Annotated in this window: 14 protein-coding genes; 4 read left to right on the top strand and 10 right to left on the bottom strand. The window is 70.4% G+C overall.

Annotation, left to right across the window (positions count from 1 at the left end):
- Positions 1-56 precede the first annotated feature (56 nt).
- From OHA89_RS37725 to araD, 3 genes are all read right to left on the bottom strand, one after another.
- A complete protein-coding gene (locus OHA89_RS37725; RefSeq protein ID WP_406368117.1) occupies positions 57-2,552 on the bottom strand; it encodes a glycoside hydrolase family 9 protein in 2,496 nt (831 codons plus the stop codon).
- A gap of 75 nt (positions 2,553-2,627) precedes the next feature.
- Positions 2,628-2,978, bottom strand: coding sequence for a hypothetical protein (locus OHA89_RS37720; protein ID WP_406368116.1), 351 nt, complete (start codon positions 2,976-2,978; stop codon positions 2,628-2,630).
- Between the two features lie 268 nt (positions 2,979-3,246).
- On the bottom strand, positions 3,247-3,984 hold the full coding sequence (gene araD / locus OHA89_RS37715) for an L-ribulose-5-phosphate 4-epimerase AraD (RefSeq protein ID WP_266616209.1): 738 nt from the start codon (positions 3,982-3,984) through the stop codon (positions 3,247-3,249).
- Positions 3,985-4,322: 338 nt separating this feature from the next.
- Between araD and OHA89_RS37710 the strand changes: the two genes are divergently transcribed.
- Positions 4,323-5,399: a LacI family DNA-binding transcriptional regulator gene (locus OHA89_RS37710; RefSeq protein WP_406368115.1), complete on the top strand. Its 1,077-nt coding sequence runs from the start codon at positions 4,323-4,325 to the stop codon at positions 5,397-5,399.
- Positions 5,400-5,536: 137 nt separating this feature from the next.
- Here OHA89_RS37710 and OHA89_RS37705 read toward each other — a convergent pair whose 3' ends face one another.
- From OHA89_RS37705 to OHA89_RS37685, 5 genes are all read right to left on the bottom strand, one after another.
- Positions 5,537-6,661: an aldose epimerase family protein gene (locus tag OHA89_RS37705; protein ID WP_266616213.1), complete on the bottom strand. Its 1,125-nt coding sequence runs from the start codon at positions 6,659-6,661 to the stop codon at positions 5,537-5,539.
- Between the two features lie 106 nt (positions 6,662-6,767).
- On the bottom strand, positions 6,768-7,790 hold the full coding sequence (gene yjfF, locus OHA89_RS37700; protein ID WP_266616215.1) for a galactofuranose ABC transporter, permease protein YjfF: 1,023 nt from the start codon (positions 7,788-7,790) through the stop codon (positions 6,768-6,770).
- On the bottom strand, positions 7,787-8,890 hold the full coding sequence (locus OHA89_RS37695) for an ABC transporter permease (RefSeq protein ID WP_406368114.1): 1,104 nt from the start codon (positions 8,888-8,890) through the stop codon (positions 7,787-7,789). Before OHA89_RS37695 ends, yjfF begins: the two co-directional genes overlap by 4 nt.
- On the bottom strand, positions 8,887-10,446 hold the full coding sequence (locus tag OHA89_RS37690; protein ID WP_406368113.1) for a sugar ABC transporter ATP-binding protein: 1,560 nt from the start codon (positions 10,444-10,446) through the stop codon (positions 8,887-8,889). The genes OHA89_RS37695 and OHA89_RS37690 overlap by 4 nt, the downstream gene beginning before the upstream one ends.
- Before the next feature lie 93 nt (positions 10,447-10,539).
- On the bottom strand, positions 10,540-11,538 hold the full coding sequence (locus OHA89_RS37685) for an ABC transporter substrate-binding protein (protein WP_266616220.1): 999 nt from the start codon (positions 11,536-11,538) through the stop codon (positions 10,540-10,542).
- A 507-nt stretch (positions 11,539-12,045) separates the two neighbouring features.
- On the opposite strand from OHA89_RS37685, the gene araB reads away from it, so the two are divergent.
- Together araB and araA are read left to right on the top strand one after the other, a co-directional pair.
- Positions 12,046-13,740, top strand: coding sequence for a ribulokinase (gene araB, locus OHA89_RS37680; protein ID WP_266616222.1), 1,695 nt, complete (start codon positions 12,046-12,048; stop codon positions 13,738-13,740).
- 82 nt (positions 13,741-13,822) lie between these two features.
- The gene (gene araA / locus OHA89_RS37675; protein ID WP_266616224.1) at positions 13,823-15,334 is read left to right on the top strand and encodes an L-arabinose isomerase; all 1,512 of its coding nucleotides are present in this window, start codon (positions 13,823-13,825) and stop codon (positions 15,332-15,334) included.
- Between the two features lie 156 nt (positions 15,335-15,490).
- On the opposite strand, the gene OHA89_RS37670 is transcribed toward araA, so the two are convergent.
- Positions 15,491-18,415 (bottom strand): glycoside hydrolase family 48 protein, encoded by a 2,925-nt coding sequence (locus tag OHA89_RS37670; RefSeq protein ID WP_406368112.1) that lies wholly within the window; start codon positions 18,413-18,415, stop codon positions 15,491-15,493.
- Between the two features lie 618 nt (positions 18,416-19,033).
- Between OHA89_RS37670 and OHA89_RS37665 the strand changes: the two genes are divergently transcribed.
- On the top strand, positions 19,034-20,806 hold the full coding sequence (locus OHA89_RS37665) for a glycoside hydrolase family 6 protein (RefSeq protein ID WP_266616228.1): 1,773 nt from the start codon (positions 19,034-19,036) through the stop codon (positions 20,804-20,806).
- A gap of 603 nt (positions 20,807-21,409) precedes the next feature.
- Here the strand turns inward: OHA89_RS37665 and OHA89_RS37660 are convergent.
- The gene (locus OHA89_RS37660) at positions 21,410-22,621 is read right to left on the bottom strand and encodes an ROK family protein (protein WP_266616230.1); all 1,212 of its coding nucleotides are present in this window, start codon (positions 22,619-22,621) and stop codon (positions 21,410-21,412) included.
- Positions 22,622-22,626 lie beyond the last annotated feature (5 nt).

The following is a 22,626-nucleotide window of genomic DNA, read 5'->3' as shown; positions in this document are numbered from 1 at the left end:
CCTCGAACGCGCTCCGCCCGCCGCACCTGGTCGGCGGGCGGGCAGGGCACGATCGTTCAGGAGCAGACTGCACCGTTGAGCGTGTAGCGCGCCGGGATCGCGTTGGTACCCGAGTACGTCGCCTGGAAGCCGAAGCTCACGCTGCCGCCGGGCGCCAGGGTCCCATTCCATCCGGCGTCCCGGGCGGTGACCGTGCTGCCCGACTGGCTCACCGTGGCGTTCCAGGCGTTGCTGATCCGCTGATCACCCGCGAAACTCCAGCCGAGGGTCCACCCGGAGACCGCCGAGGTTCCGGTGTTCCTCACGGTCACCGTCGCAGTGAAGCCGTTGCCCCAGGCGTTGTCGATCCGGTACGCCACCGTGCAGGAGGCCGCCGACGCGTCGTCGTCCGCCTCCGTCACCGTGAACGTCGCCGGCTGCACGCCAGGACCACCGACCGTGAAGGTCGCGCTGCCCGAGGACGCGTCGGCATCCTGCGCGGCGAAGACCGAAACCTGCTGCGCCGTCGCCCAGTTGCCCGGGGTGAACACCAGGGTCGCGGCTGCCGACAGGTCCTGGTCGCCGGAGTTCCGGGCCACCGTCACCGTGACGTTCTGCGCGGGCGCGGCCGAGAGCCGCACGCCCACCGGGGCCGAACCGCCCTCCGGGACGGTCACGGCCGCCGGTGCCACCTCGACCACGGGCACCGCCGGGACGCTGCGCCGCTCAGCCGCGAAGGCAGCCAGCCAGGCCAGCGAGGCGTTCCAGTTGATGGCCACCTCGTTGGTGGAGTACGAGCCGATGTCGTCCACGTAGCACGCCGCCGGTGCACAGCCCGCGAGTTTCTCCTTGGCCACCGGGTCCTCCAGCCCGGCGTTCGGCCCTCCCGCGAAGGAACCCGCCGGCGGGTGCGGCAGCGAGGCGTCGTTCTGATGCGCCCAGAACCGGTGGTGCTGGTTCGCGGAGTAGCGATCGCCGTAGCCGGTGACGTAGGAGAGGTCGAGCGCGTTGCGGCCGAGCAGGTAGTCCAGGCTCTCCAACACTCCGTCCCGGTAGCGTTGTTGACCGGTGAGCTCGTACGCCACGGCCAGCACCATTGCGTTGTTGGTGACGGAGCTGTTGGAGCCCCACACGTACCCGGTGGCGGGGAGCGACACCGGGTAGCCCTGTCCGGCCATGGTGGACAGGTGGCCATCGGCGGCCGCGGTCAGCAGGCCGCGCAGCCGGGCCACGTCGTCGGCGGGCAGCGCCACGCCGGGGACGGTGGCGAGGGTGATCCGGCCGAGCGTCGCGGTGCCGCCCCACCAGAACCCGTCGACGGGCTTGGTGTGGTGCGGAGAGGAGGTGACGGCGTCCCGGTACTGTGACTCGCCGGTGGTGGCCAGGAGTTCCGCCGCCGCCCAGTAGAACTCGTCGGAGACGTCGGCGTCCTCGTACGCACCGCCGCCGGTGTTGTCGGTTGCGAGAGCAAGCACGTCCGGGTTGGCCTTGGCAGCCGTCCAGCCGCGGCGGGCCGCGTCCAGGCAGCGCGCGGCGAACGCGGCGTCGTACGGCGCGTATACCCGGGCACACTGCGCGGCCGAAGCCGCCAGGTTCAGCGTCGCGGCGGTCGACGGCTTGTGCAACTCACGCTGTTCGGAATCGAGTTCTGGCCGGGTGGGCAAGGCAGTCCACTTGGCGTCGTGCATCTTATGGAAGGCCATGCCCGCCATCGGCTTCCCGGCCGGGACCTGCATCCGCAGCAGGAACTCCAGCTCCCAGCGGGCCTCGTCCAGCACGTCCGGCGTCCCGTTGCCACGCTCCGGCACGCGCAGCGTCGCGTCGCCGAGCGCCGCTTCGCCGCCCGAACGGCGGGCCCTCTCGAATGAGTTGACCATTTCCCAGACGGAGATGCCGCCGTTGACCACATACTTCCCGTGGTCGCCCGCGTCGTACCAGCCGCCACGCACGTCCAGTTGGTAGTCGCACCCCCCGGCCTGGCAGGGGACACTGGTGTCGCCCTTGTTCGGGGCGACGCCCAGGTGCCCGGCGGGGCGGGCGTAGGCGCTGCCGCCCGCCAGGGCGGCGTCGATCGAGCTACCGCTGCGCTGCTGGTAGAAGAACGACATGCTGTCGGCGCGCAGTCCGTCGTACAGGGATGCCGAGATGTCGAAGGGGTGGCTGGTCTGGCCGCCGACGGCCAGGGTGTAGCCGGTCCCGGTGCCGGTGTACGCGCCGAAGTCCACCAGGTGCGTGGACTGGCCGGACGCCTGGTCGGCGCCGCGCACCGTGGTGGCGCCCGACGCGGCCACCGCGCCGGAGGCGTCGCGCAGTTGCCAGGCGAGCGGGGCCGTCGCGGAGCTGGCCACGGTGGCCCGCTTGGGGCCGGCGGGCAGGTAGCCGAGCTGATTGACCCGGACGGGCGTGTCGGCAGCGACAGCGGCAGCGGCAGCGGCAGCGGCAGCCACGGTGGCGGCAGCCGCGACCGGAACTGTCAGGGCGGTCGCGGACAGGCCGCCGACGCCCAGCGCGAAGCCGGCGAGGACAGCTGCCGCGCGACGTGGCACGCCGCGGGCGGAGGTGACAGGAGGCACGGGTGGAGCCTTCCTTGGTGGGCGGGAGACAAATGTGGGAGCGCTCCCAATCAAGCCTGCCACCGGTCGGCCCCGTCAAGTCTCTTGGCTGTACAGGTAGTTGACCTGCCGTCTCTCCGAGAGCAGGCCAACTACCACCACAGCTTCGACGGACGGACAACGGTGGCGCGAAATCGACGATCGGCGGCGGCGCCGGCCCGCGACGGAGACTCGCACGCCCCAGGCCCGAGCGAAGGTCGCACCCGGCACGGTGCCGACGCAGGCGATCCGGCCCGCGCCGCTGCGGCGGATGGTGAGGGCGGGCCAGCGGCCGAAGTGCAGGTGGTCGTACTCGGCCGGCACCGTCGCGTCGGCGACGGTGAGGCCGTCCACCCAGCGGGGCGCGGTCGCGCCCTGCGGGCGGCGGAACTGCGCGACCGCGACCACGCCCGGGCCGACGCGATCTCGACCGGGCCGCGCACACGGCGTCGTTCACGGCAGGCGGCGTTCGGTGCCGACGGGAGAGTTTCGCGTCCGCCCCGGCAGGCGGCCGCCGGAGCGCCGCCGTCTGCAGCGACCCGCGGCATCCCTCCTGGCCGATCCCGTCAGCACGTGAACCGCGTCGCCGAATGCGCGCGGGAGGTCCCGCTGCCTTCCGAGCCGCGGCCTGTCGGACGGTCTGGCGGGATCATGCACCGCGAGGCGGTGCGCGGCCTCAGATGCCTGGGGCGTGAGGGATGTTGCCGTAATAAGCGTCCGGTCCGTGCTTACGGGTGAAGTGCCGCTCCAGCAGATGCCTCGGCGGTGCGGAGGCGTCCCCCAGGCGGGACCCCAGCGCCAGCGTGTGCAGCGCCATCTCCGCCACGGCCTCGCAGACGATGGCGTTCTCCAGCGCAGCCTTCGAGGTGGCACCCCAGGTGAAGGGGCCGTGTCGTGAGACGAGCGCTCCGGGGACCTCGTCGGCCCGCCGGGGGTCGCCGCCGAGCCGGGCAACGATCACCTGTCCGGTGTTGTACTCGTAGTCCTGCGCGCACTGCTCGGCGGTGAGATCCGCCGTCACGGGTACGGGCCCGTTGAAGGTGTCGGCGTGTGTCGTGCCGAGCACGGGGATCGGGCGGCGTGCCTGGGCGAAGGCGACGGCGTGCGTCGAGTGCGTGTGGGTGACGCCGCCGATGGAGGGGAAGGCCCGGTAGAGGCACCGATGGGTTTCGGTGTCGGTGGACGGCCTGAGGTGCCCGTCGACGACCCGCCCGTCCTCCAGCGACACAGCCACCAGGTCATCCTCGGTGAGGTCGGCATAGGAGACCCCGGACGGCTTGATGACGAAGACGCCGGCGTCTCGATCTACTCCGCTGACGTTTCCCCAGGTGAGGGTGGCCAGACCGGCCTCCGGGATGCGCAGGTTGGCCGCGAGGACCTCGCGACGGAGGTCCTTGAGAATGGTCTCGCTCACTACGCTCTCACCGTCTGTCTGACATGCGCGGCGGTTTCTCTGGGACTGGCGTCCGGCAGGCCCCGCAGTCGCGCATGAGTGGGCTGGACTGATCGGGGGCCGCACCAGGCATCGCGGCTGCGCTACCGCAGCTATCCCGCCCACCCCAGCTGCCCCGATCGAATTGTGAGCGCTAACAGGTAGTAATCTCAATAGGTACGAGGAGATTCCCGCCCGCACCATGCGGCCAACGCTGCATAATGTGAACGCCAACATCGATACCTGGTCGACAATCTCCCGGTCGGTCCGAGATGTGTGCGGGCCGCGGCTGGTTCGGTACCTTGAGGGAAGGCCGCTCGATGAGGAAAGGAAGAGAGTTGACCCAGCTCCCAGACGTCTCGCGAGCGCCCACGATGACGGACGTCGCGCGCGTCGCCGGCGTGTCCCATCAGACCGTTTCACGGGTGCTCAGCGACCACCCGAACGTCAGCGCCAAGACCCGGGCCGCGGTGACACAGGTCATCGAGCAGCTGGGGTACCGCCGCAACTCGGCAGCCCGGGCCCTGGCCACTCGTCGGACCCACACGCTGGGCGTCATCGCGGTGAACACCACTCTGCACGGGCCCGCAAGCACCGTGGCGGGAGTTCAGGAGGCGGCTCGGGACCGCGGCTATCTGACGTCCGCCGTCACGCTTCGGACCGCCACGCAGACGGCCCTCGCCGAAGCCATGCAGCACCTCGCCGGGTGGGGCGTGGAGGGGATTGTCGCCGTCACTCCCCAACGCGCTGCGGTGAGGGCCCTGGCGGCATTGGAAGCACCGTGCCCGGTGGTCACCGTGGAAGGCGGCCACACCCTTGACCTGCCAGGGGTGTCGCTGGACCAGAGCCTCGGCGCTCGCATGATCACGGAACATCTTCTCGCGTCGGGCCACACCACCGTGTGGCATGTCGCAGGCCCTCCCGACTGGCTCGAGAGCGAGGCCCGCACGCAGGGATGGGAGGAAGCGCTACGAGATGCAGGCGCCGAGGTGCCGCCCCTGCTGCGCGGCGACTGGAGTCCACTGTCGGGATACCAGGCCGGCCAGCAGCTCGCGGGTCGGGTCCGGGCGTCACGAGGGCGGGGAGCGGGCCTCACCGCGGTGTTCGTCGCCAACGACCAGATGGCCCTCGGCGTCCTACGGGCCTTGCGGGAAGCGGGCCTGCGCACGCCGGAGGACGTGGCGGTCGCCGGCTTCGACGACATCCCCGAGGCGGAGTTCTTCCCACCCCCGCTGACCACCATCCGTCAGGACTTCGCCTCGCTCGGGCGCGACAGCATCGGGCTGCTCCTGGACCACATCGAAGGCCGGACCGACGAGTCGACCCACCTGGTGGTGGCGCCCGAGCTCATCGTGCGCGCCAGTACGGCCCGCAGGAGCGCTCCCCCCAGCGCATGACCCCACCTCCGCTTCCCGGGGGTAGCTGTTCCCCGGGCACCGACAACACGTCGTACGGGGAAGGTGCCGTGTGCGCGAAAGCCGCTGTCCGGTGTCCCTGCGACACCGGACAGCGGATAGGGCCGGCGCCGCCCCTCTCAGGAGGTGACCGTGGTGAAACTGTGGATCGTGGTGGACCGGTACAGCTCGCCCGGGCGCAGGAGGACCGTCGGGTAGTCGGGGCGGTTCGGCGAGTCCGGGAAGTGCTGGGTTTCCAGCGCGACCCCCGCGTAGGCCTGGTAGGGCTTGCCTCCCTTGCCCGTGATGTCACCGGTCAGGCCTTGGGCGGTGTAGACCTGGATGCCCGGTTCCGTGGTGAGCACGTCCATACGGCGGCCGGATGCGGGGGCGTACAACACGGCGGCCTTCCGAGGACGGGCTCGCCGGGCGCCGTCGAGGACCCAGTTGTGGTCGAAGCCGCCACCGGCCAGCGCCAGTTGTGCATCCGTATGGGTCAGGACGTCGGAGAGCCGCCGGTGCCGGCGAAGGTCGAACGGGGTGCCGCTGACCGAGCGGTGGGGGCCGTCGGGGATCAGCTCGGCGTCGACGGGGGTGTAGAGGGGGGCCTCGACCTGGAGGTGGTGGGCCAGGACGTTGCCGCGCCCCTCTCCTTCGAGGTTCCAGTAGGCGTGGTTGGTGAGGTTGACGATCGTCGGCGCGTCGGCGACCGCCTGGTACGACAGGGTCAGGTTGTCGTCCCGGTCCAGCGTGTAGGTGACGCGGACGTTGAGGGCACCGGGGAATCCCTGGTCGCCGTCGGGGCTGTGCAGGAACAGGCGGACACCGGTGCGGTGCGCGGAGTGGAAGGGTTCGCACCGCCACATGCGCTGGTCGAACCCGTCGGGACCGCCGTGCAGCGTGTGCCCGGTCTCCTGGGTGGCGAGCCGGTGGGTGACGCCGTCGACGACGAGCCGGCCGCGCGCGATGCGGTTGGCGTAACGGCCCACCGTCGCACCGAAGTAGCGTGCGGAGTCCTCACATGCGCCGGGGTGGCGGGCGGCGAGCACCACATCGGCGGTGTGGCCCCAGCGGTCCGGCAGGATCAGCGAATGGAGGCGGGCGCCGCGCGTGTGGACCTCCGCGCAGGCCCTGCCGGGGAAGCCGAACCGCCACCTCTCCCCCGTTCCTTCCTCGTCCAGGCGCAGGGGGCGGACCGTCCGCGGACAGGCGGCAGTCTGCCTGGGCTCGGCGGCCTGGTCGACAGATTCGTATACTTGTTCCATGGCGGTGTTCCCTGGAAGTCGGTCCACCGGAGGGCGCGCCGGGAAGCAAGCTGTGATCGCGGCACGCGAACGTGGTGGCACGGGCTGATGGGCTGCGGAGCCGGAGTCAATCCGCGGCGGGGCGGCGTCCGCTCATCAGACGTTGCAGCACGATGAACACGAGCAGCAGGGCGCCGATGACGATCCGGGTCCACCAGGAGCTGAGCGTGCCCTGAAAGTTGACGACCGTCTGGATCATGCCGAGGACGAGCACGCCGAGGGCGGTGCCCAGGACGAAGCCGGAGCCTCCGGTCAGCAGCGTGCCGCCGATCACGGTGGCGGCGATCGCGTCGAGTTCCATGCCCATGGCGTGGAGGGCGTAGCCGGAGAGCATGTAGAAGGTCAGCAGCAGGCCGCCGAGTGCGGAGCACAGGCCGCTGACGGCGTATACGGCGATCTTGGTGGAGCCCGCCGGAAGACCCATCAGGCGTGCGGAGGACTCGTTGCCGCCCAGCGCGTACACGTTGCGGCCGAAGCGCGTGTGGTGCAGTACGACGAAGGCGATCACCAGCACGGCCAGGGCGATGACCACCGGGACCGAGACGAACAGTCCTCCCGGGCCGTACAGCCGGGTCTGCGCGATTCCGGCCGTGGTGGGGTCGCTGATCGTGATGGATTCGGTGCTGATCGTGTAGCAGAGCCCGCGGGCGAGGAACATGCCGGCCAGGGTGACGATGAACGGCTGGATCTCGAAGGTGTGGATGATCCAGCCCATGAGCGTTCCGCTCGCGGCGCCGACGAGCAGCACCAGGGGGATGACGGTGGCCAGGGGCCAGCCGTGCGACTCGACCAGCCAGGCCGTGAGCATGGTCGACAGGGCCACCATGGAGCCGACGGACAGATCGATGCCGCCGGTGAGGATGACGAAGGTCGCCCCGACCGCGACGACCAGGAGGAATCCGTTGTCGATCAGCAGGTTCAGTACCACTTGCGCGGAGAGGAAGCCCTCGTAGCGCACCGATCCGACGCTGAACATGACGGCCAGCAGGACGGCCGTGACGATCAGTGGGATACGAGTGCGGATGCGCGGGGACACGGTCGCGAAGGGACGGGTGAGCCCAGCGGCGGCGCTCGCGATGCCGGTACTCATGCGCGTACCTCCTGCTGCTGCGGGGCGGCGCCCGCCGTGGTGTGGGTTCGGAGAGTGGTCGTCCTGCGGCGGCGCAGGACCTTGGCCCGGAAGACCGGGGACTGCATGAGGCAGACGACGATGACGACGAAGGCCTTGAAGACCAGGGTGGTCTCGGGTGGGACACCTAGGGTGTAGACGGTGGTGGACAGGGTCTGGATGATCAGGGCGCCCAGGACGGTGCCGCCGAGGGAGAAGCGTCCTCCGGTCAGGGCGGTGCCTCCGACGACGACGGCGAGGATCGCGTCGAGTTCGATCCACAGGCCGGCGTTGTTGCCGTCGGCGCTGGAGACGTTGGAGCTGATCATCAGCCCGGCGACGGCGGCGCACAGCGCGCTGAAGACGTAGACCAGGGCGAGCAGACCGCCGGCGCGGATGCCGACCAGGCGGCTGGCGGCGGGGTTGCCGCCCACGGACTCGATCAGCATGCCGAGTGCGCTGCGACGGGTGACGAAGCCGGTGAGCGCGACGAGGGCGGTCGCCAGGAGGACGGCGAACGGGAAGGTCAGCCAGTAGCCGCCCCCGATCATCTTGTAGGGGGCGCTGGTCACGGTGATGATCTGGCCGCCGGTGATCAGCTGGGCGACGCCGCGGCCCGCGACCATGAGGATCAAGGTGGCCACGATGGGCTGCACCCCCAGCCCGGACACCAGGAAGCCGTTGGCGAGGCCCAGTACGAGGGCGACGCAGAGCGCGAGGGCGACGGCCGTGAGCATCGTGGCGACGCTGCCGGGGTGTGCGGCGCTGGAGATGTGCCCGCAGGCGAGGGCGCCGGCGATGGCGACGGTCGAACCGACCGAGAGGTCGATGCCGCGGGTGGCGATGACGAGGGTCATGCCGAGCGCCACCAGCGTGAGGGGCGCGCCGAACTGGAGGATGTCGACGAGGCTGCCGTAGAGGTGGCCGTCGCGTACGCGGACGGAGAAGAAGTCGTGGTGGAACGCGAGGTTGCCGAGGAGCAGGGCGAGGAGGATGAGCGCGGGCCACAGCAGGCGGTGGCCGGCCAGTCGTCGCCCGATGCCGCCGCCGACCGCCTCGGACTTGGCAGGCTGGGGGGTCATGAGGCTGCTCCGGTGGCGATGGTCGTGAGGAGGCGTTCGGGGGTGACGCTGTCGTCGTTCCTGAGGGTGGCCACCATGCGGTGGTCGCGCAGTACAGCGATGTGGTGGCTCAGGCGCAGGACCTCTTCGAGTTCGGCCGAGATGAACAGCACGGCGGTGCCTTCGCTCGCCAGCCGGGCGACGAGTTTCTGGATCTCCGCCTTGGCCCCGATGTCGATGCCCCGGGTGGGTTCGTCGAGGATCAGGAGCCGGGGCGCAGTCAGCAGCCACCGCGCGAGGAGGACCTTCTGCTGGTTGCCTCCGCTGAGGTGGCGCACCTGTGCTTCGGGGTCGGCGGGGCGGATGTCCAGTGCTTCGATCCAGTGCCGTGCCAGTTCGTCCTGTTTCGCACGGGACAGCGGCCTGGTCCAGCTGCGGGCGGCCTGCAGGGCGAGGATGATGTTCTCGCGGACCGTGAGCTCGCCCACCAGTCCCTCGGACTTGCGGTTCTCGGAGCAGAAGGCGATGCCTCGGGCGATGGCGTGGCGGGGGGTGCGCAGGAGGACCTTCCTGCCCTCGATGCTGACCTCTCCGGCGTCCGCGCTGTCCGCGCCGAACAGGAGGCGCGCGACCTCGGTGCGGCCCGAGCCCAGGAGGCCGGCCAGTCCGATGACCTCGCCGGCGTGGATGTCGAGGTCGTACGGTTCGATCGAGCCGGTACGGGTCAGTTGGCGGGCCCGCAAGAACGGCTCGCCGGCCTCCCGTTCGGCCGCTTCCTCGCGGGCACGGTCGGACAGCTGGTCGAGGGTGGCGAGTTCTCCGCCGATCATGCGCTGGACGAGCGTCACCGGGGTGAGTTCGCCGATGGGGTACTCGCCTTCCAGGCGGCCGTTGCGCAGGATGGTGACGCGGTCGCAGAGGTCGAATACCTGGTCGAGGAAGTGCGTGACGAACAGGATGGCCACCCCGCGGTCCCGCAGGCGCCGTACCAGGGTGAAGAGTTGGGCGACCTCCTCGCGGTCCAGGCTGGAGGTGGGTTCGTCCAGCACGAGCACCTTCGCCGAGACGTCCACCGCACGGACGATGGCGACCAGTTGCTGCACCGCCAGGGAGTGCGAGCCGAGCAGGCCGGTGACGTCCAGGTCGAGGTCCAGTTCCGTCAGCAGCTCAGCGGCCCGCTGCCGCATCGCGGACCAGTGGATGAGACCGAACCGGCGCGGTTCGCGCCCGATGAGGATGTTCTCGGCGACCGAAATGTTCGGGCAGAGGTTCACCTCCTGGTAGACGGTGCTGATCCCGGCCTGCTGCGCCTGGAGGGGCTCCGCGAACGCGTGGGGCCGGCCGTCGACGAGGATCGTGCCGCCGTCGGCGGGATGGACGCCGGTGAGCACCTTGATCAAGGTGGACTTCCCGGCTCCGTTCTCGCCCATCAGGGCGTGCACCTCACCGGGGAACAGCCGCAGGGCGACTCCGTCGAGGGCCAGCACGCCCGGGAACTGTTTGCGGATGCCCTGGGCTTCCAGGACCGGCTGCGGGCCGCCGGCGTCCGTGGGCCGCGGCGTGGGCGGGGATGCCATCCGCCCTCCTCTCGTGGGTGGGGTCGTGGAGCGGGCTCCGGACGGCGAAGGAGGCACCGGGGCCGGGCCTCCTCCGCACCGGAACCTGCTGTTTCAGTAGTTCCGGGACGGCAGCGCGGCCGCGGCCTTGTCCTGCGGGAAGACGCCCTCCTGGGTCTCGACCCGGGTGGGCACGCTCTCCCCTGCGACGACCTTCTTGGCGAGCTCCATCAGCTGGTCGCCGAGCAGCGGGTTGCACTCCACCACGACGTTTATCTTGCCCTCGGTCATGGCGACGAAGGCGTCCTTGATTCCGTCCACCGAGATCACCTTGATGTCCGTACCGGGCTTCTTGCCGGACTCCTCGATGGCTTGGATGGCCCCGAGGGCCATGTCGTCGTTGTGGGCGTAGAGGACGTCGATGTCCTTCTGGGACTTCAGGAACGCCTGCATGACCTCCTTGCCCTTGGCGCGGGTGAAGTCGCCCGTCTGCGAGGCGACGATCTTGAACTTGCCGTCGGCGCGGATGGCGTCGGCGAAGCCGGCCTTGCGGTCGTTGGCGGGTGCGGAGCCCGTGGTGCCCTGGAGCTCGACGATGTTGACCGGGCTCTGCTCGTTGGCGTACGCGCTGGTCAGCCACTCGCCCGCGGACTTGCCCTCCTTGACGAAGTCCGAGCCCAGGAAGGTCTTGTAGAGGGAGGTGTCCTTGGTGTCCACGGCGCGGTCGGTGAGGATGACCGGGATGCCCGCGTCCTTGGCCTCCTTCAGCACCGTGTCCCAGCCGGACTCCACGACCGGCGAGAAGGCGATCACATCGACCTTCTGCTGGATGAAGGTACGGATCGCCTTGATCTGGTTCTCCTGCTTCTGCTGCGCGTCGGAGAACTTGAGGTCGATCCCGGCCTTCTTCGCCGCCTCCTGGACGGACTTGGTGTTGGCGGTACGCCAACCGCTCTCGGCGCCGACCTGGGCGAAGCCCATGGTGATCGCGCCGCCGGAGTCCGCCTTGGCCCCGGAGGCCGGGCCGGAGGCGGGGCCCTCGGTCGAGCAGGCGGTCAACGCCGAGGAGGCGAGAAGGGTGACGGTGAGGACGAGAGCTGCTCTGCGAGCCATCGCGGGTGTCCTTTCGGGTTGTACGGAAGAGGCTCTGCACGGCCGGGGCCGGGGGCTGTGCCCGGGGTCAGGGGGCATGGCGGGGCCAGGGTCGGAGCCGGGGTCGACAGGAGAGGGATGCCCTTGAGAAGGGGGCGCCGTCGCATTGTGAGCGCTAACAAGCCAGGTTCTCAACCCCCTTGCGCGCGTTACCTGTCCGTTACCGGTCACGTGCGACAACGAGGCGGACTCCATCCGTTCGCGAGACCATCGACCCCGCCACCCGGATCAGAGACCTCAACCCGCACCGAATCAACGGCAGAACGAGCCGAGCCCCCGGTATACGGAGGCCGCCGCGCCGAAGGAGCTCCCCACATGATCCACGCAGACCTCTTGCCTATCGACATTGTTAGCGCTCACACTGCATGGCATCGGACCCTCCGCCGACCGCCAGGATTGTCGGGACGGCATCTCCGGCTGCCGGGCCGCGCCGCCTGCCGCCCCACGGCTCCTTCGAAAGGCACTCTGTTGACGTCACCCCATCCCCTCGCGCCCACCCCGCCTTCCGAGGAATCGGAGCAGTACACGGTCGGCGTCGACTTCGGCACGCTGTCGGGCCGCGCCGTGGTGGTGCGGGTTCGCGACGGTCAGGAGCTGGCCGCGGCGGTCCACGCCTACCGGCACGGCGTCATCGACCGGCACCTGCCGCACGGCGGTGCGCAACTGCCTCCGGACTGGGCCCTCCAACACCCCCAGGACTGGCGGGACGTACTGAGTCACGCCGTCCCGGAGGCCGTGGCGGCGGCCGGGATCGATCCCGCCTCGGTGATCGGCATCGCCACCGACTTCACCGCGTGCACCGTCCTGCCCACGCTGGCCGACGGGACTCCCCTCGCCGAGACGGAGCTCGCCGGACGGCCGCACGCGTGGCCCAAGCTGTGGAAGCACCACGCCGCCCAGTCGCATGCCGACCGCATCAACGAACTCGCCCACGCCCGCGGGGAGAAGTGGATCGCCCGCTACGGCGGCCGGATCTCCGCCGAGTGGCAGTTCGCGAAGGCCCTGCAGGTCCTGGAGGAGGATCCGCTCGTCTACGAAACCTGCGCGCGGTGGATCGAGGCCGCCGACTGGATCGTGTGGCAGCTCACGGGAACCGAGTCCCGCAACGCCTGCACCGCCGGATACAAGGGCATCCACCAGGACGGCGCCTACCCGAGCGAGGAGTACCTGGCCGCGCTGAACCCCCGGTTCGCCGACTTCGCACGCACCCGTCTCGAATTCCCCCTCTCCGCGCTGGGCTCACGAGTGGGCTCGCTCAGTACCGAGGCGGCAGCTTGGACAGGGCTGCGCCCCGGCATCGCCGTGGCCGCGGGCAACGTCGACGCCCATGTCACCGCGGCGGCGGCCCAGGCCGTCAAGGACGGTCAACTGCTCGCCATCATGGGCACCTCCACCTGCCACGTCGTGAACGCTCCCGTCCTCGCCGATGTCCCCGGCATCTGCGGTGTCGTGGGCGGTGGGATCGTCGAGGGAACCTACGGCTACGAGGCCGGCCAGAGCGCGGTCGGCGACATCTTCGCCTGGGTACTGGACCAAGGAGTCCCGTCGGACTACCTCGCCGAGGCCGCCGACCGCGGCGAGGACCTGCACACCCTGCTGACCCGGAAAGCCGCCGGCCAGCCGGTCGGCGGCCACGGACTGGTCGCCCTCGACTGGCTGAACGGCAACCGTTCGGTCCTCGTCGACCACCACCTCTCCGGAGTCATCGTGGGTCTCACCCTCGCGACCCGCCCCGAAGACGTCTACCGCGCGCTGCTCGAAGCCACCGCGTTCGGCACCCGCGTCATCGTGGAGGCCCTGGAAGCAGGCGGCGTACCGGTGCACGAGTTCATCGTCGCCGGCGGACTGGCCAAGAACGAACTGCTGATGCAGATCTACTCCGACGTGCTGCGCCGCCCCGTCTCCCTCGCCGCGTCCGACCAGGGCCCCGCCCTCGGGTCGGCCATCCACGCCGCCGTAGCGGCCGGCGCGCACACCGACGTGCGAACGGCCACCGCAGCCATGGGCCGCCGCCTGCCCGCCGTCTACACGCCCGACGCCTCCCGGGCCGACGCCTACGACGCCCTCTTCGCCGAGTACCGGCTCCTGCACGACCACTTCGGCACCGGCGGCCTGCTGCACCGCCTGAGGAGCATCCGCGACACGACCCGCACAGCGGGCTGACCCCGCCCCGCTCTTCCTTCCCGCTTCCCCACCCGCCCGCCGCCCTCACCACCGTTGCGGGACGTCACCTTCAGGAGTCCATGTGCCCAGCCGAACATCTCCCGCCCAGGAAATCTGGTTCCTCACGGGCAGCCAAGGCCTGTACGGGGAGGAGACACTGAAGCAGGTCGCCGAACAGTCGCGGCAGATCGCCACCGCCCTGGCAGACGTCTCCGGCATTCCCGCACGTGTCGTGTGGAAGCCGGTACTGACCGACGCCGACGCCATCCGCCGGGTGTGCCTCGACGCGAACGCCGACGACCGGTGCATCGGGCTCATCGCCTGGATGCACACATTCTCGCCGGCCAAGATGTGGATCGCCGGACTGGACGCGCTGCGCAAGCCGTTGCTGCACCTCCACACCCAGTCGAACGTGGCCCTGCCCTGGGACACCATCGACATGGACTTCATGAACCTCAACCAAGCCGCCCACGGAGACCGCGAGTTCGGGCACATCCAGACCCGTCTCGGCGTACCCCGCAAGACCGTGGCCGGCCACGTCACCGATCCGGTGACGACCGCACGCGTCGCGATCTGGGCGCGGGCCGCAGCCGCACGATCCGAACTGGCCACCCTCAAGGTCGCCCGCTTCGGCGACAACATGCGCGACGTGGCCGTCACCGAGGGCGACAAGGTCGAGGCCCAGCTGCGCTTCGGCGTCTCCGTCAATACCTACGGCGTCAACGACCTGGTGGAGGTCGTCGACAGCGCGGACGAGACCGAGGTGGCTTCCCTCGTCGAGGAGTACGCTGACCTGTACGACCTGGCGCCGGAACTGCGACCGGGCGGCGAACGGCACGACTCGCTGCGTTACGCGGCCCGCATCGAAGCCGGCCTGCGCACCTTCCTCGAAACGGGCGGCTTCGGGGCTTTCACCACCAACTTCGAGGACCTGGGCGGACTGCGCCAGCTGCCCGGCCTCGCGGTCCAGCGGCTCATGGCCCAGGGGTTCGGCTTCGGAGGAGAGGGCGACTGGAAGACCGCCGTCCTGCTGCGCGCCCTCAAGGTGGCTGCCGCCGGCCTCCCCGGCGGCACCTCCTTCATGGAGGACTACACCTACGACCTGACACCCGGCAACGAGCTCATCCTCGGCGCACACATGCTGGAAGTCTGCCCCACCATCGCGGCCGCCAGGCCCAGCTGCGAGATCCACCCCCTCGGCATCGGCGGGCGGGAGGACCCGGTGCGCCTGGTGTTCGACGCCGCCCCCGGCCCGGCCGTCGTGGTCGGCCTCGCCGACCTCGGCGACCGCTTCCGCCTGATCGCCAACGACATCGACGTGGTGGCACCCCCCCACCCGCTGCCCGCCCTGCCCGTCGCCCGCGCGGTCTGGCGACCCCACCCCGACCTGCGAACCTCCACCGAATCCTGGCTGACGGCCGGAGGACCGCACCACACCGTCCTCAGTACCGCCCTCACCTGCGACCACCTCGACGACCTGGCGGAGATGCTCCGCCTGGAACTCGCCCTCATCGACGAGACCACCACCCCGAAGCAGTTCCGGCGCGATCTCCGCTGGAACCAGGCGTATTACCGGCTGGCACTGGGGCTGTGAACCGCTCGAAGCCCGGGGCGACCCCCCGTCATCGATATCGACGCGGCCCGGGCTTCCGGGAGAGCGTGTGACGGGTGGACGCGCGGAGGCCGGGCAGGCCCTCACGGGCTGCCCGGCCTCGTCGTACGCGGGGCTGTCTCCGGGCGGGGCGGGCTCCTATTCGAGCAGCTCTGCGTACGAGCCCATGGCCAGGGCGATGTCCGCCTGGGCCCAGAACCGGTGGTAGGTGAAGACGGGCGCGGCGCCGCCGGCGAGGTAGGCCTCGATCTTCGGCCAGGCCGGGTCGTTCTTGTAGAAGGTGCGGATCGAGGCGAAGGTGGACGAGGAGTTCACGGTGTCGCCGTTCGGCATCTTGCCGGTCCACGCGCTGGGCACGTACACCGGGTTGCTGAAGCGGTTGTAGTCCGTCCGCGTTTCCTGGACGGCGACGCCCAGCGGGTCCTGGTGGTGGGCCCACATGCCGTCGAGCAGGGCCTTGGCGACCCGCTTGGCCTCGGTGTTCCCGGACTTGGCGGCGTAGTAGGTCAGGGTCTTGGCGTATGCGGCGGCCACGCCCACGTCGTCGGTGTAGGCGGCGACGGTGACGTGCAGGCCCGTGTTGGCTCCGGGAGCCGACGCGTTCCAGGTGTCGGGGGCGCCGGACCACTGGAGGGTGGAGGGGATACGGTAGGTGCCGTCGGGGTTGATCGTGGTCTTCGACAGGGCCCAGCCGACCCACTTGTCGAGCACGGCCTTGGCACCTGTGTCGCCCGTCTGCTGGTAGAGCTCGGCGACCCGCTCCATGGACCAGGCCTGGAAGCCGAACCACTGGTTGGACGCCGGGTCCTGGTAGACCGGCTTCTCGTCATAGAAGAGGCCGTGGAAGGTGGGAGTCCCGGCCGGGGGCTGTGCGTAGCGCCCCTGCCAGCTGTTGGTGGCGCCGCCGGCGATGGCGCCCTCGTCGGACTGGAGCCAGCGGTAGAACTCCAACTGCCGGTCGAGGCTGGTCGCCCAGTCCGTCGCGCCGGTCGGCGACTTGGGCTTCAGCGGGGCGTACTCGCTGAGCGCGTAGGCGGCGAGGGGGTTCTGGTAGCCGCTGTGTGCGTGGCTGGAGCCGATGCGCCAGGACCAGCCGGCCGAGGTGTCGGTGGCGCCGCCCCAGGCGTAGTACCAGGACATCAGGTAGTGCGCGCTGTCCTTGCCCGTGCCGGCGGGGCAGACGGTCGGGCCGACACAGTTCCCGGACTTCTTGAAGTACTTGTCGAACATGGAGTACCGCAGATAGTCACCCATCTTGGCCGCCTTGGAGACGGTCGCGATGACCTGGGTTCCCTTGCCCTGCTCCTTGGCCCAGATGTCGGCCCAGTACGCGGCCTGGATGGCACGCGCGTCGGCGTCCGGGGCATCGGTGAACTTCCACTGCTTGGCGTAGGAGGAGTCCCCGGTGAAGAGGTCGAGATAGCCGTTCTTGCCGCCGTAGGCGAACTTGTCGCAGGTGGGGTGCGGAACGGTCTCCCACACCGATTCCTCGGGTCCTCGCTGGAAGGTGTTGATGTACGAGGGTCCGGTCTCGGTCGGTCCGGCGGAGCACTTTCCGGGCTCGTTGCCGAAGCCGTAGACGTTGTCGACGTCCTGGAGCCAGTGCATGCCGTAGATGTCGTCCGTGCCGTACGCGCTCTTCAGCTCCCCGGCGATCGGGTCCGCGCCGGCGGCAACTCCCCCGTCGAGCCTGGCCGGGTACTGCGAGGGAAGGTCGTGCTCGGGGGCGTAGGTGGCGGGCTTGGAGGCGTTGTAGGAGCCGGTCGTCGGCTGGTCGGCGTGGGTGGGGATCATGAACTTCTCCATGACCGCCCACGCGCCGTTGAACTTGGTCCAGTCCCCGGTGATCTTCCCGTACATCGCCTGCAGCCAGATCAGGTAGCTGTAGGCCTCCGAGGTCGTCTCGTGCCCTTGGTCCGGGGCCTCGACAATCAGCGTCTCGACGGAGTGGTACGGGATGCCCTCGGGCGAGAAGTAGCCGTTGGCCGGGTTGGTGATCTTCCCGTGGAGATCGAGGAACCGGGCGGCGTACGTGGAGCCGGCGGCGAGTTGGGTCGCGCTGACCTCGGCCTTCGCATGGCCGGGTGCGGTCGCGGTGAAGACGGCGGAGCCGCTGCCGGTGGCACCGGCGGTGACCGTCACCTTCTGGGCGGTGTTCCAGTTCGCCGGGGTGAAGGTGAGCTCGGCGGGCGTCGCGGCGAGGTCGGTGTTGCCCGAGGTGCGGGCGATGCCCACCGTGACGTTCGCGGCCGGCTGCTTGGACAGCTTCAAGTCGAAGGTGCCCGTCTCCCCGCGGCGTACGGAGAGCTGCGCGGGGGTGGCGACGAGCGCGGGGCCGGCGGCGACGGTGATGCCGACGGGTGCAGACTCGGCGGAGGCCCCGAGGCTGTCGTAGGCCTTCGCGTAAAGGGAGTGGGAACCAGCTGCGAGGCCGGTGGCATCCAGGGTGAAAGGCGCCGTGGCGTCCGTCCCCAGGAGCGTGGTATCGCTGTAGAACTCGACCTTGCCCACGGTGGCGCCGTCAGCCGCGGCGGCGGTGGCGGCGAGCGGGACGGGAGTGCCCGCCGTGTAGACGGCGCCTGCGGCGGGGCTGGTCAGGACGGCGACCGGGGGCTGGTGGGCTCCGGTGCACGGGGTGCCGTTGACGGCGAAAGAGGTGGGGGCGGCGTTGGTCCCGCTGTAGGCGAACTGGGCGCCGGCGGTGACGGCCGCGCCGGCAGCGACGGTCCTGTTCCAGTCCGGAGCCGCGACGCGGACGCTCTTGCCGGACTGGGTCCAGGTGCCGTTCCAGCCGTTGGTCAGTTGCTGGTTGCCGGAGTAGTCGTAGGTGAGGGTCCAGCCGTCGAGTGCGGTCGCCGACCGGTTGGTGAGGGTGAGTTCGGTGGTGAAGCCCGAACCCCAGTCGTTGGTCTTGTAGTCGACGCTGCACTGCACCGCCGCGGCCGCGGCGGTGGTGGCGCCGACGGCCGTGAGACCGAGGGGAAGGGACAGCGAGACGGCCACGGCCGATGCGGTCAGCAGCCTGCGTCGGACGCGCGGTCTGGGTGGGGGATGTGCCGACATGCGGATGGTTCTCCTCGCGACTCGGGGAGACGGGGACGGAAGAACGATTGCGCACAAGCTCCAAGCTCCGACCAGTGGGAGCGCTCCCACCGTGCAGACGTGGCGTGACGGCGTCAAGACGTGTGAAGAGTCGAAGGCAATCTGCGAGGAATTTGCTCAACTCCTCTTTTGCTTGGCGTCAGTTGGCGCTACGGTCTGGCCCCAACCAGTGGGAGCGCTTCCATCAGCGCTGCTCGGCGGAGCAGCGCTGACCCTGCGCGACGGCGGTACCTGCCGGCATCGGCCACGAGGTCGCCGGCATGCAGGACCTGGTGGAGGCCGTGCATGCGACCGGGGCCGCAGTTTCCTGCCGGTCCCCGGGATCGCCTACAACGACCCGAGCCAGTGGCTCACCGATTCCCCCACCCTCGCCTCGGTCGCGGACCGGGTCCCCCCGGTCGCGGGCGAGAGCGGCGAGCACGCCTGCGGACACACGTTCATCGACCGCGCCACGGCCCCGGTTCCGACGACCGCACCCGCTCCGTACGACGGCACCCCTCCGCACAACGGCACTCCCCGCACTCGGCACCGGGCTGCGCGACCACCTGCGCGCCCTGAACTGAAAGGCACCCCACGAAAATGAGCCGCTCAGCAATCGGCACGAGTCCCCGCACGACTTCCCGTACGACCAGGCGTACCGCCCTGTTGGCGGCCCTCAGCCTCGTCACCGCCGCGGGCGCCACCGCCACCGTGTTAGGCACCTCCGCCGGCGCCGCCACCGCCGGCTGCAAGGTCGAGTACCAGATCACGAACCAGTGGAACACCGGGTTCGGCGCCAATGTGATCGTCACCAACACCGGTGAACCGGTCGCCTCCTGGACCCTGGAATGGTCCTACGCGAACGGTCAGCAGGTCACGCAGGGCTGGAACGCCACGATCAGCCAGTCCGGGGCGGCCGTGACCGCCAAGAGCCTCTCGTACAACGGGAACCTGGCCACGGATGGTTCGACCTCCTTCGGCTTCAACGGTTCGTACGGCGGCACCAACGCCGTGCCCGCGACGTTCAAGCTCAACGGCGTCACCTGCAACGGCGCGACCGACCCGACCCAGCCGCCGACCACACCGCCCACGACGCCGCCGACCACGCCTCCGCCCACCGGCGGCAAGGTCGACAACCCCTACGCCGGCGCCAAGATGTACGTGAACCCCGAGTGGTCCGCCCATGCCGCCGCCGAACCGGGCGGCAGCAGGGTGTCCAACCAGCCCACCGCCGTCTGGCTTGACCGCATCGCCCTCGTCACCGGCACGAGCGGCACGATGGGTCTGCGCGACCACCTCAACGCGGCCCTGACACAGAAGGGCAGCGGCGAACTCGTCGTCCAGCTGGTGATCTACAACCTGCCCGGCCGGGACTGCTCTGCGCTCGCCTCCAACGGCGAACTGGGCCCCACCGAGATCGACAAGTACAAGACGCAGTACATCGACCCGATCGCCGCGATCCTCGCCGACCCCAAGTACGCGGGGCTGCGGATCGTCACCACCGTCGAGATCGACTCCCTGCCGAACCTGGTCACCAACGTCTCCGGCCGCCCCACCGCCACGGCCAACTGCGACGTGATGAAGACCAACGGCAACTATGTCAAGGGCGTCGGCTACGCCCTGAACAAGCTCGGCTCGATCGCCAACGTCTACAACTACGTTGACGCCGGCCACCACGGCTGGCTCGGCTGGGACGACAACCTCGGCGCCTCCGCCGAGATGTTCAAGCAGGCCGCGACCGCCGAGGGCTCCACGCTCTCCAACGTGCACGGCTTCATCGTCAACACCGCCAACTACAGCGCCCTGAAGGAGGACAACTTCAAGATCGACGACTCCATCAACGGCACCTCCGTACGCCAGTCGAAGTGGGTCGACTGGAACCGCTACACCGACGAACTGTCCTACGCCCAAGGCATGCGCACCCAGCTGGTCTCCCTGGGCTTCGACGCCAACATCGGTATGCTCATCGACACCTCCCGCAACGGCTGGGGCGGCACCGCCCGGCCCACCGGACCCGGCGCGCTGACGAGCGTGGACACCTACGTCAACGGCGGCCGCTACGACCGGCGCATCCACCTCGGCAACTGGTGCAACCAGTCCGGCGCCGGACTCGGCGAACGACCGCAAGCTGCCCCGGCCGCCGGCATCGACGCCTACGTGTGGATCAAGCCCCCGGGCGAGTCCGACGGGGCCAGCAAGGAGATCCCGAACAACGAGGGCAAGGGCTTCGACCGGATGTGCGACCCCACTTACACGGGCAACGTACGCAACGGCAACAGCATGTCGGGGTCCCTCCCGGACGCGCCGCTCGCTGGACAGTGGTTCTCCGCCCAGTTCCAGGAGCTCATGAAGAACGCCTACCCGGCACTGTGACGCAGAGCAGGTGACGAGTCCGGAGCCTTACGGAAGCATTCCCTTCCGCAGGGCTCCGGGCCTCGGCACACTCGGAAGAAACCGGCCCCGAGAGGCCTCGTCCGCTGACGCCCAACTCTTGTCAAGCCGACCGGCCGGCCAGTTCACCGCGGCCACAGAAGACACCGCCTTGTCGATCACACGACGCCGATCGGGCAGGGCGCGGACTGCCGAGGCTCTGCCGGGCGGCCGGCAGGCTGCCGAAACCGCGCCGCCCGCTATCCCGGCCTGCCCCTCGTCATCAGCGAGAACGGGTGGCACCGGGGACTGCGTGGCCGGTGCGGCTCGCGCGCGTCACCTTCAGCGTCTGAGGCCGTACCCCGTGAGGAGCACATGAGGCGGGGTGGCGTGCCCTCGGCAGGCCGCCCCGGGCGCGCTCAGCCGATCTCGGTCATGTTCCAGTTCCGCGCGGAGCCGCAGATGCGACCGTCCACATCACGGCCGTGGAGCAGTGGCCGGCCCCCAGTGTGAGCAACGACCTGCTGCGGGCGATCGACGACTGACCGCCCCCGGTTCACCCGGGAACTGCGGCCACCAGCCCGGCGGACCCGCGCGGTCACGGCACTAGCGTGCCGGCAGGCGGGTGGGATCGGCGATGATCTGTCGGACGGTCGACCATGCCGCGCCCAGCACCGGTCCGCGTCGGCCCAGGGCTGAGGGGCGTACCGCCTCCGGGGTCCAGGGCCGGACGGTGACCCTGGCGGCGAGTTCGGCGCGGATGGACGGGAGGAGCCAGTCGGCGAGTTCGGCGTAGGCGCCGCCCAGAACGAGGGCGTCCGGGTCGATCAGGTTCACCGCCGAGGTGAGGGCGAGGCCCAGGGCCCGTCCTGCTCGGTCCAGGGCGCGCAGGGTCGCCGCGTCCCCGGCGCCTGCCCGCTCGGCCAGCAGGGCCACCGGGTCGCCGACGTGCGCGAGCCCGGCCTCGCGCAGCACGGCCGCTTCGCCTGCGTACTGCTCCAGGCAGCCGCGTGCCCCGCAGGCGCAGCGGGCGCCCTCCGGGTGGACGGGCAGGTGGCCGAGTTCGCCCGCGAAGCCGCGGGCGCCGCGGAACAGCTGCCCGCCGACGACCAGTGCGGCACCGATTCCGGCCTCGGCGGAGACGTGTACGAAGGTCTCGGCGGGGTGTCCCTGGTGCCACTGCTCGGCCAGCGCCCCGAGGTTGGCCTCGTTCTCCGGCTCGGGCACGGTGTCGGAGTCGGGCCAGTGGTCGGCGGGGCGGACGGCCTGCCAGCCGAGGTTGGGGGCGTGTCCGACCAGCCCGCTCGGCTCGTTCGGCACCACCCCCGGCACGGCCAGGACACGGCCCACGACGCGCAGGCCGAGGGCGGCGGCCTCCGCCTCCGCCTCGGCGCCCAGCGCGGCGGCCTCCGCCAGCACCTGCCCAGCCGGCCGGCCCGCGTTGGCCCGCTCCACCCGGCGCCAGATCCGGGGTTCACCGCGCAGGTCCACGACGCACGCGGCGAGATGGGCGACGCCGATCTCCAGGCCGAGGCCCGCGGGACCCCGATCGCTCACCTCCAGTGCCCGTCCGGGGCGGCCGACCCGCCCGCTGGGCGCGGTCTCCGTCTCGGTCAGCGCGCCACGGCCGATGAGCTCGTCGACCATGGAGGAGACGGCCGGCCTGGTCAGGCCCGTGTGCCCGGCGACGTCCGCCCGGGAGAGCGGACCGTGCGCGGCGACCGCGCCGATCACCACCGCGAGATTCTGGCGACGCATCCCCTGCTGCGAGGCGGGCACGGCCTCCACGCCCCCGCCCGCCCTGCCGATCCCCGCCATTGAGC

This window comes from Streptomyces sp. NBC_01546, assembly GCF_045208355.1.
Taxonomy (GTDB): Bacteria; Actinomycetota; Actinomycetes; order Streptomycetales; family Streptomycetaceae; genus Streptomyces.
The sequence above is the reverse complement of the archived record's forward strand: the minus strand, read 5'-3'. Positions and strand labels throughout refer to the sequence as shown.

What these genes read in the sequence shown, in the direction of transcription:
- OHA89_RS37710 (WP_406368115.1), top strand. Translation starts at nt 4,323, where the DNA reads ATGAGGAAAGGAAGAGAGTTGACCCAGCTCCCAGACGTCTCGCGAGCG.
- OHA89_RS37705 (WP_266616213.1), bottom strand. Translation starts at nt 6,661, where the DNA reads ATGGAACAAGTATACGAATCTGTCGACCAGGCCGCCGAGCCCAGGCAG.
- yjfF (WP_266616215.1), bottom strand. Translation starts at nt 7,790, where the DNA reads ATGAGTACCGGCATCGCGAGCGCCGCCGCTGGGCTCACCCGTCCCTTC.
- OHA89_RS37695 (WP_406368114.1), bottom strand. Translation starts at nt 8,890, where the DNA reads ATGACCCCCCAGCCTGCCAAGTCCGAGGCGGTCGGCGGCGGCATCGGG.
- OHA89_RS37690 (WP_406368113.1), bottom strand. Translation starts at nt 10,446, where the DNA reads ATGGCATCCCCGCCCACGCCGCGGCCCACGGACGCCGGCGGCCCGCAG.
- OHA89_RS37685 (WP_266616220.1), bottom strand. Translation starts at nt 11,538, where the DNA reads ATGGCTCGCAGAGCAGCTCTCGTCCTCACCGTCACCCTTCTCGCCTCC.
- OHA89_RS37670 (WP_406368112.1), bottom strand. Translation starts at nt 18,415, where the DNA reads ATGTCGGCACATCCCCCACCCAGACCGCGCGTCCGACGCAGGCTGCTG.
- OHA89_RS37665 (WP_266616228.1), top strand. Translation starts at nt 19,034, where the DNA reads ATGAGCCGCTCAGCAATCGGCACGAGTCCCCGCACGACTTCCCGTACG.
- OHA89_RS37660 (WP_266616230.1), bottom strand. Translation starts at nt 22,621, where the DNA reads ATGGCGGGGATCGGCAGGGCGGGCGGGGGCGTGGAGGCCGTGCCCGCC.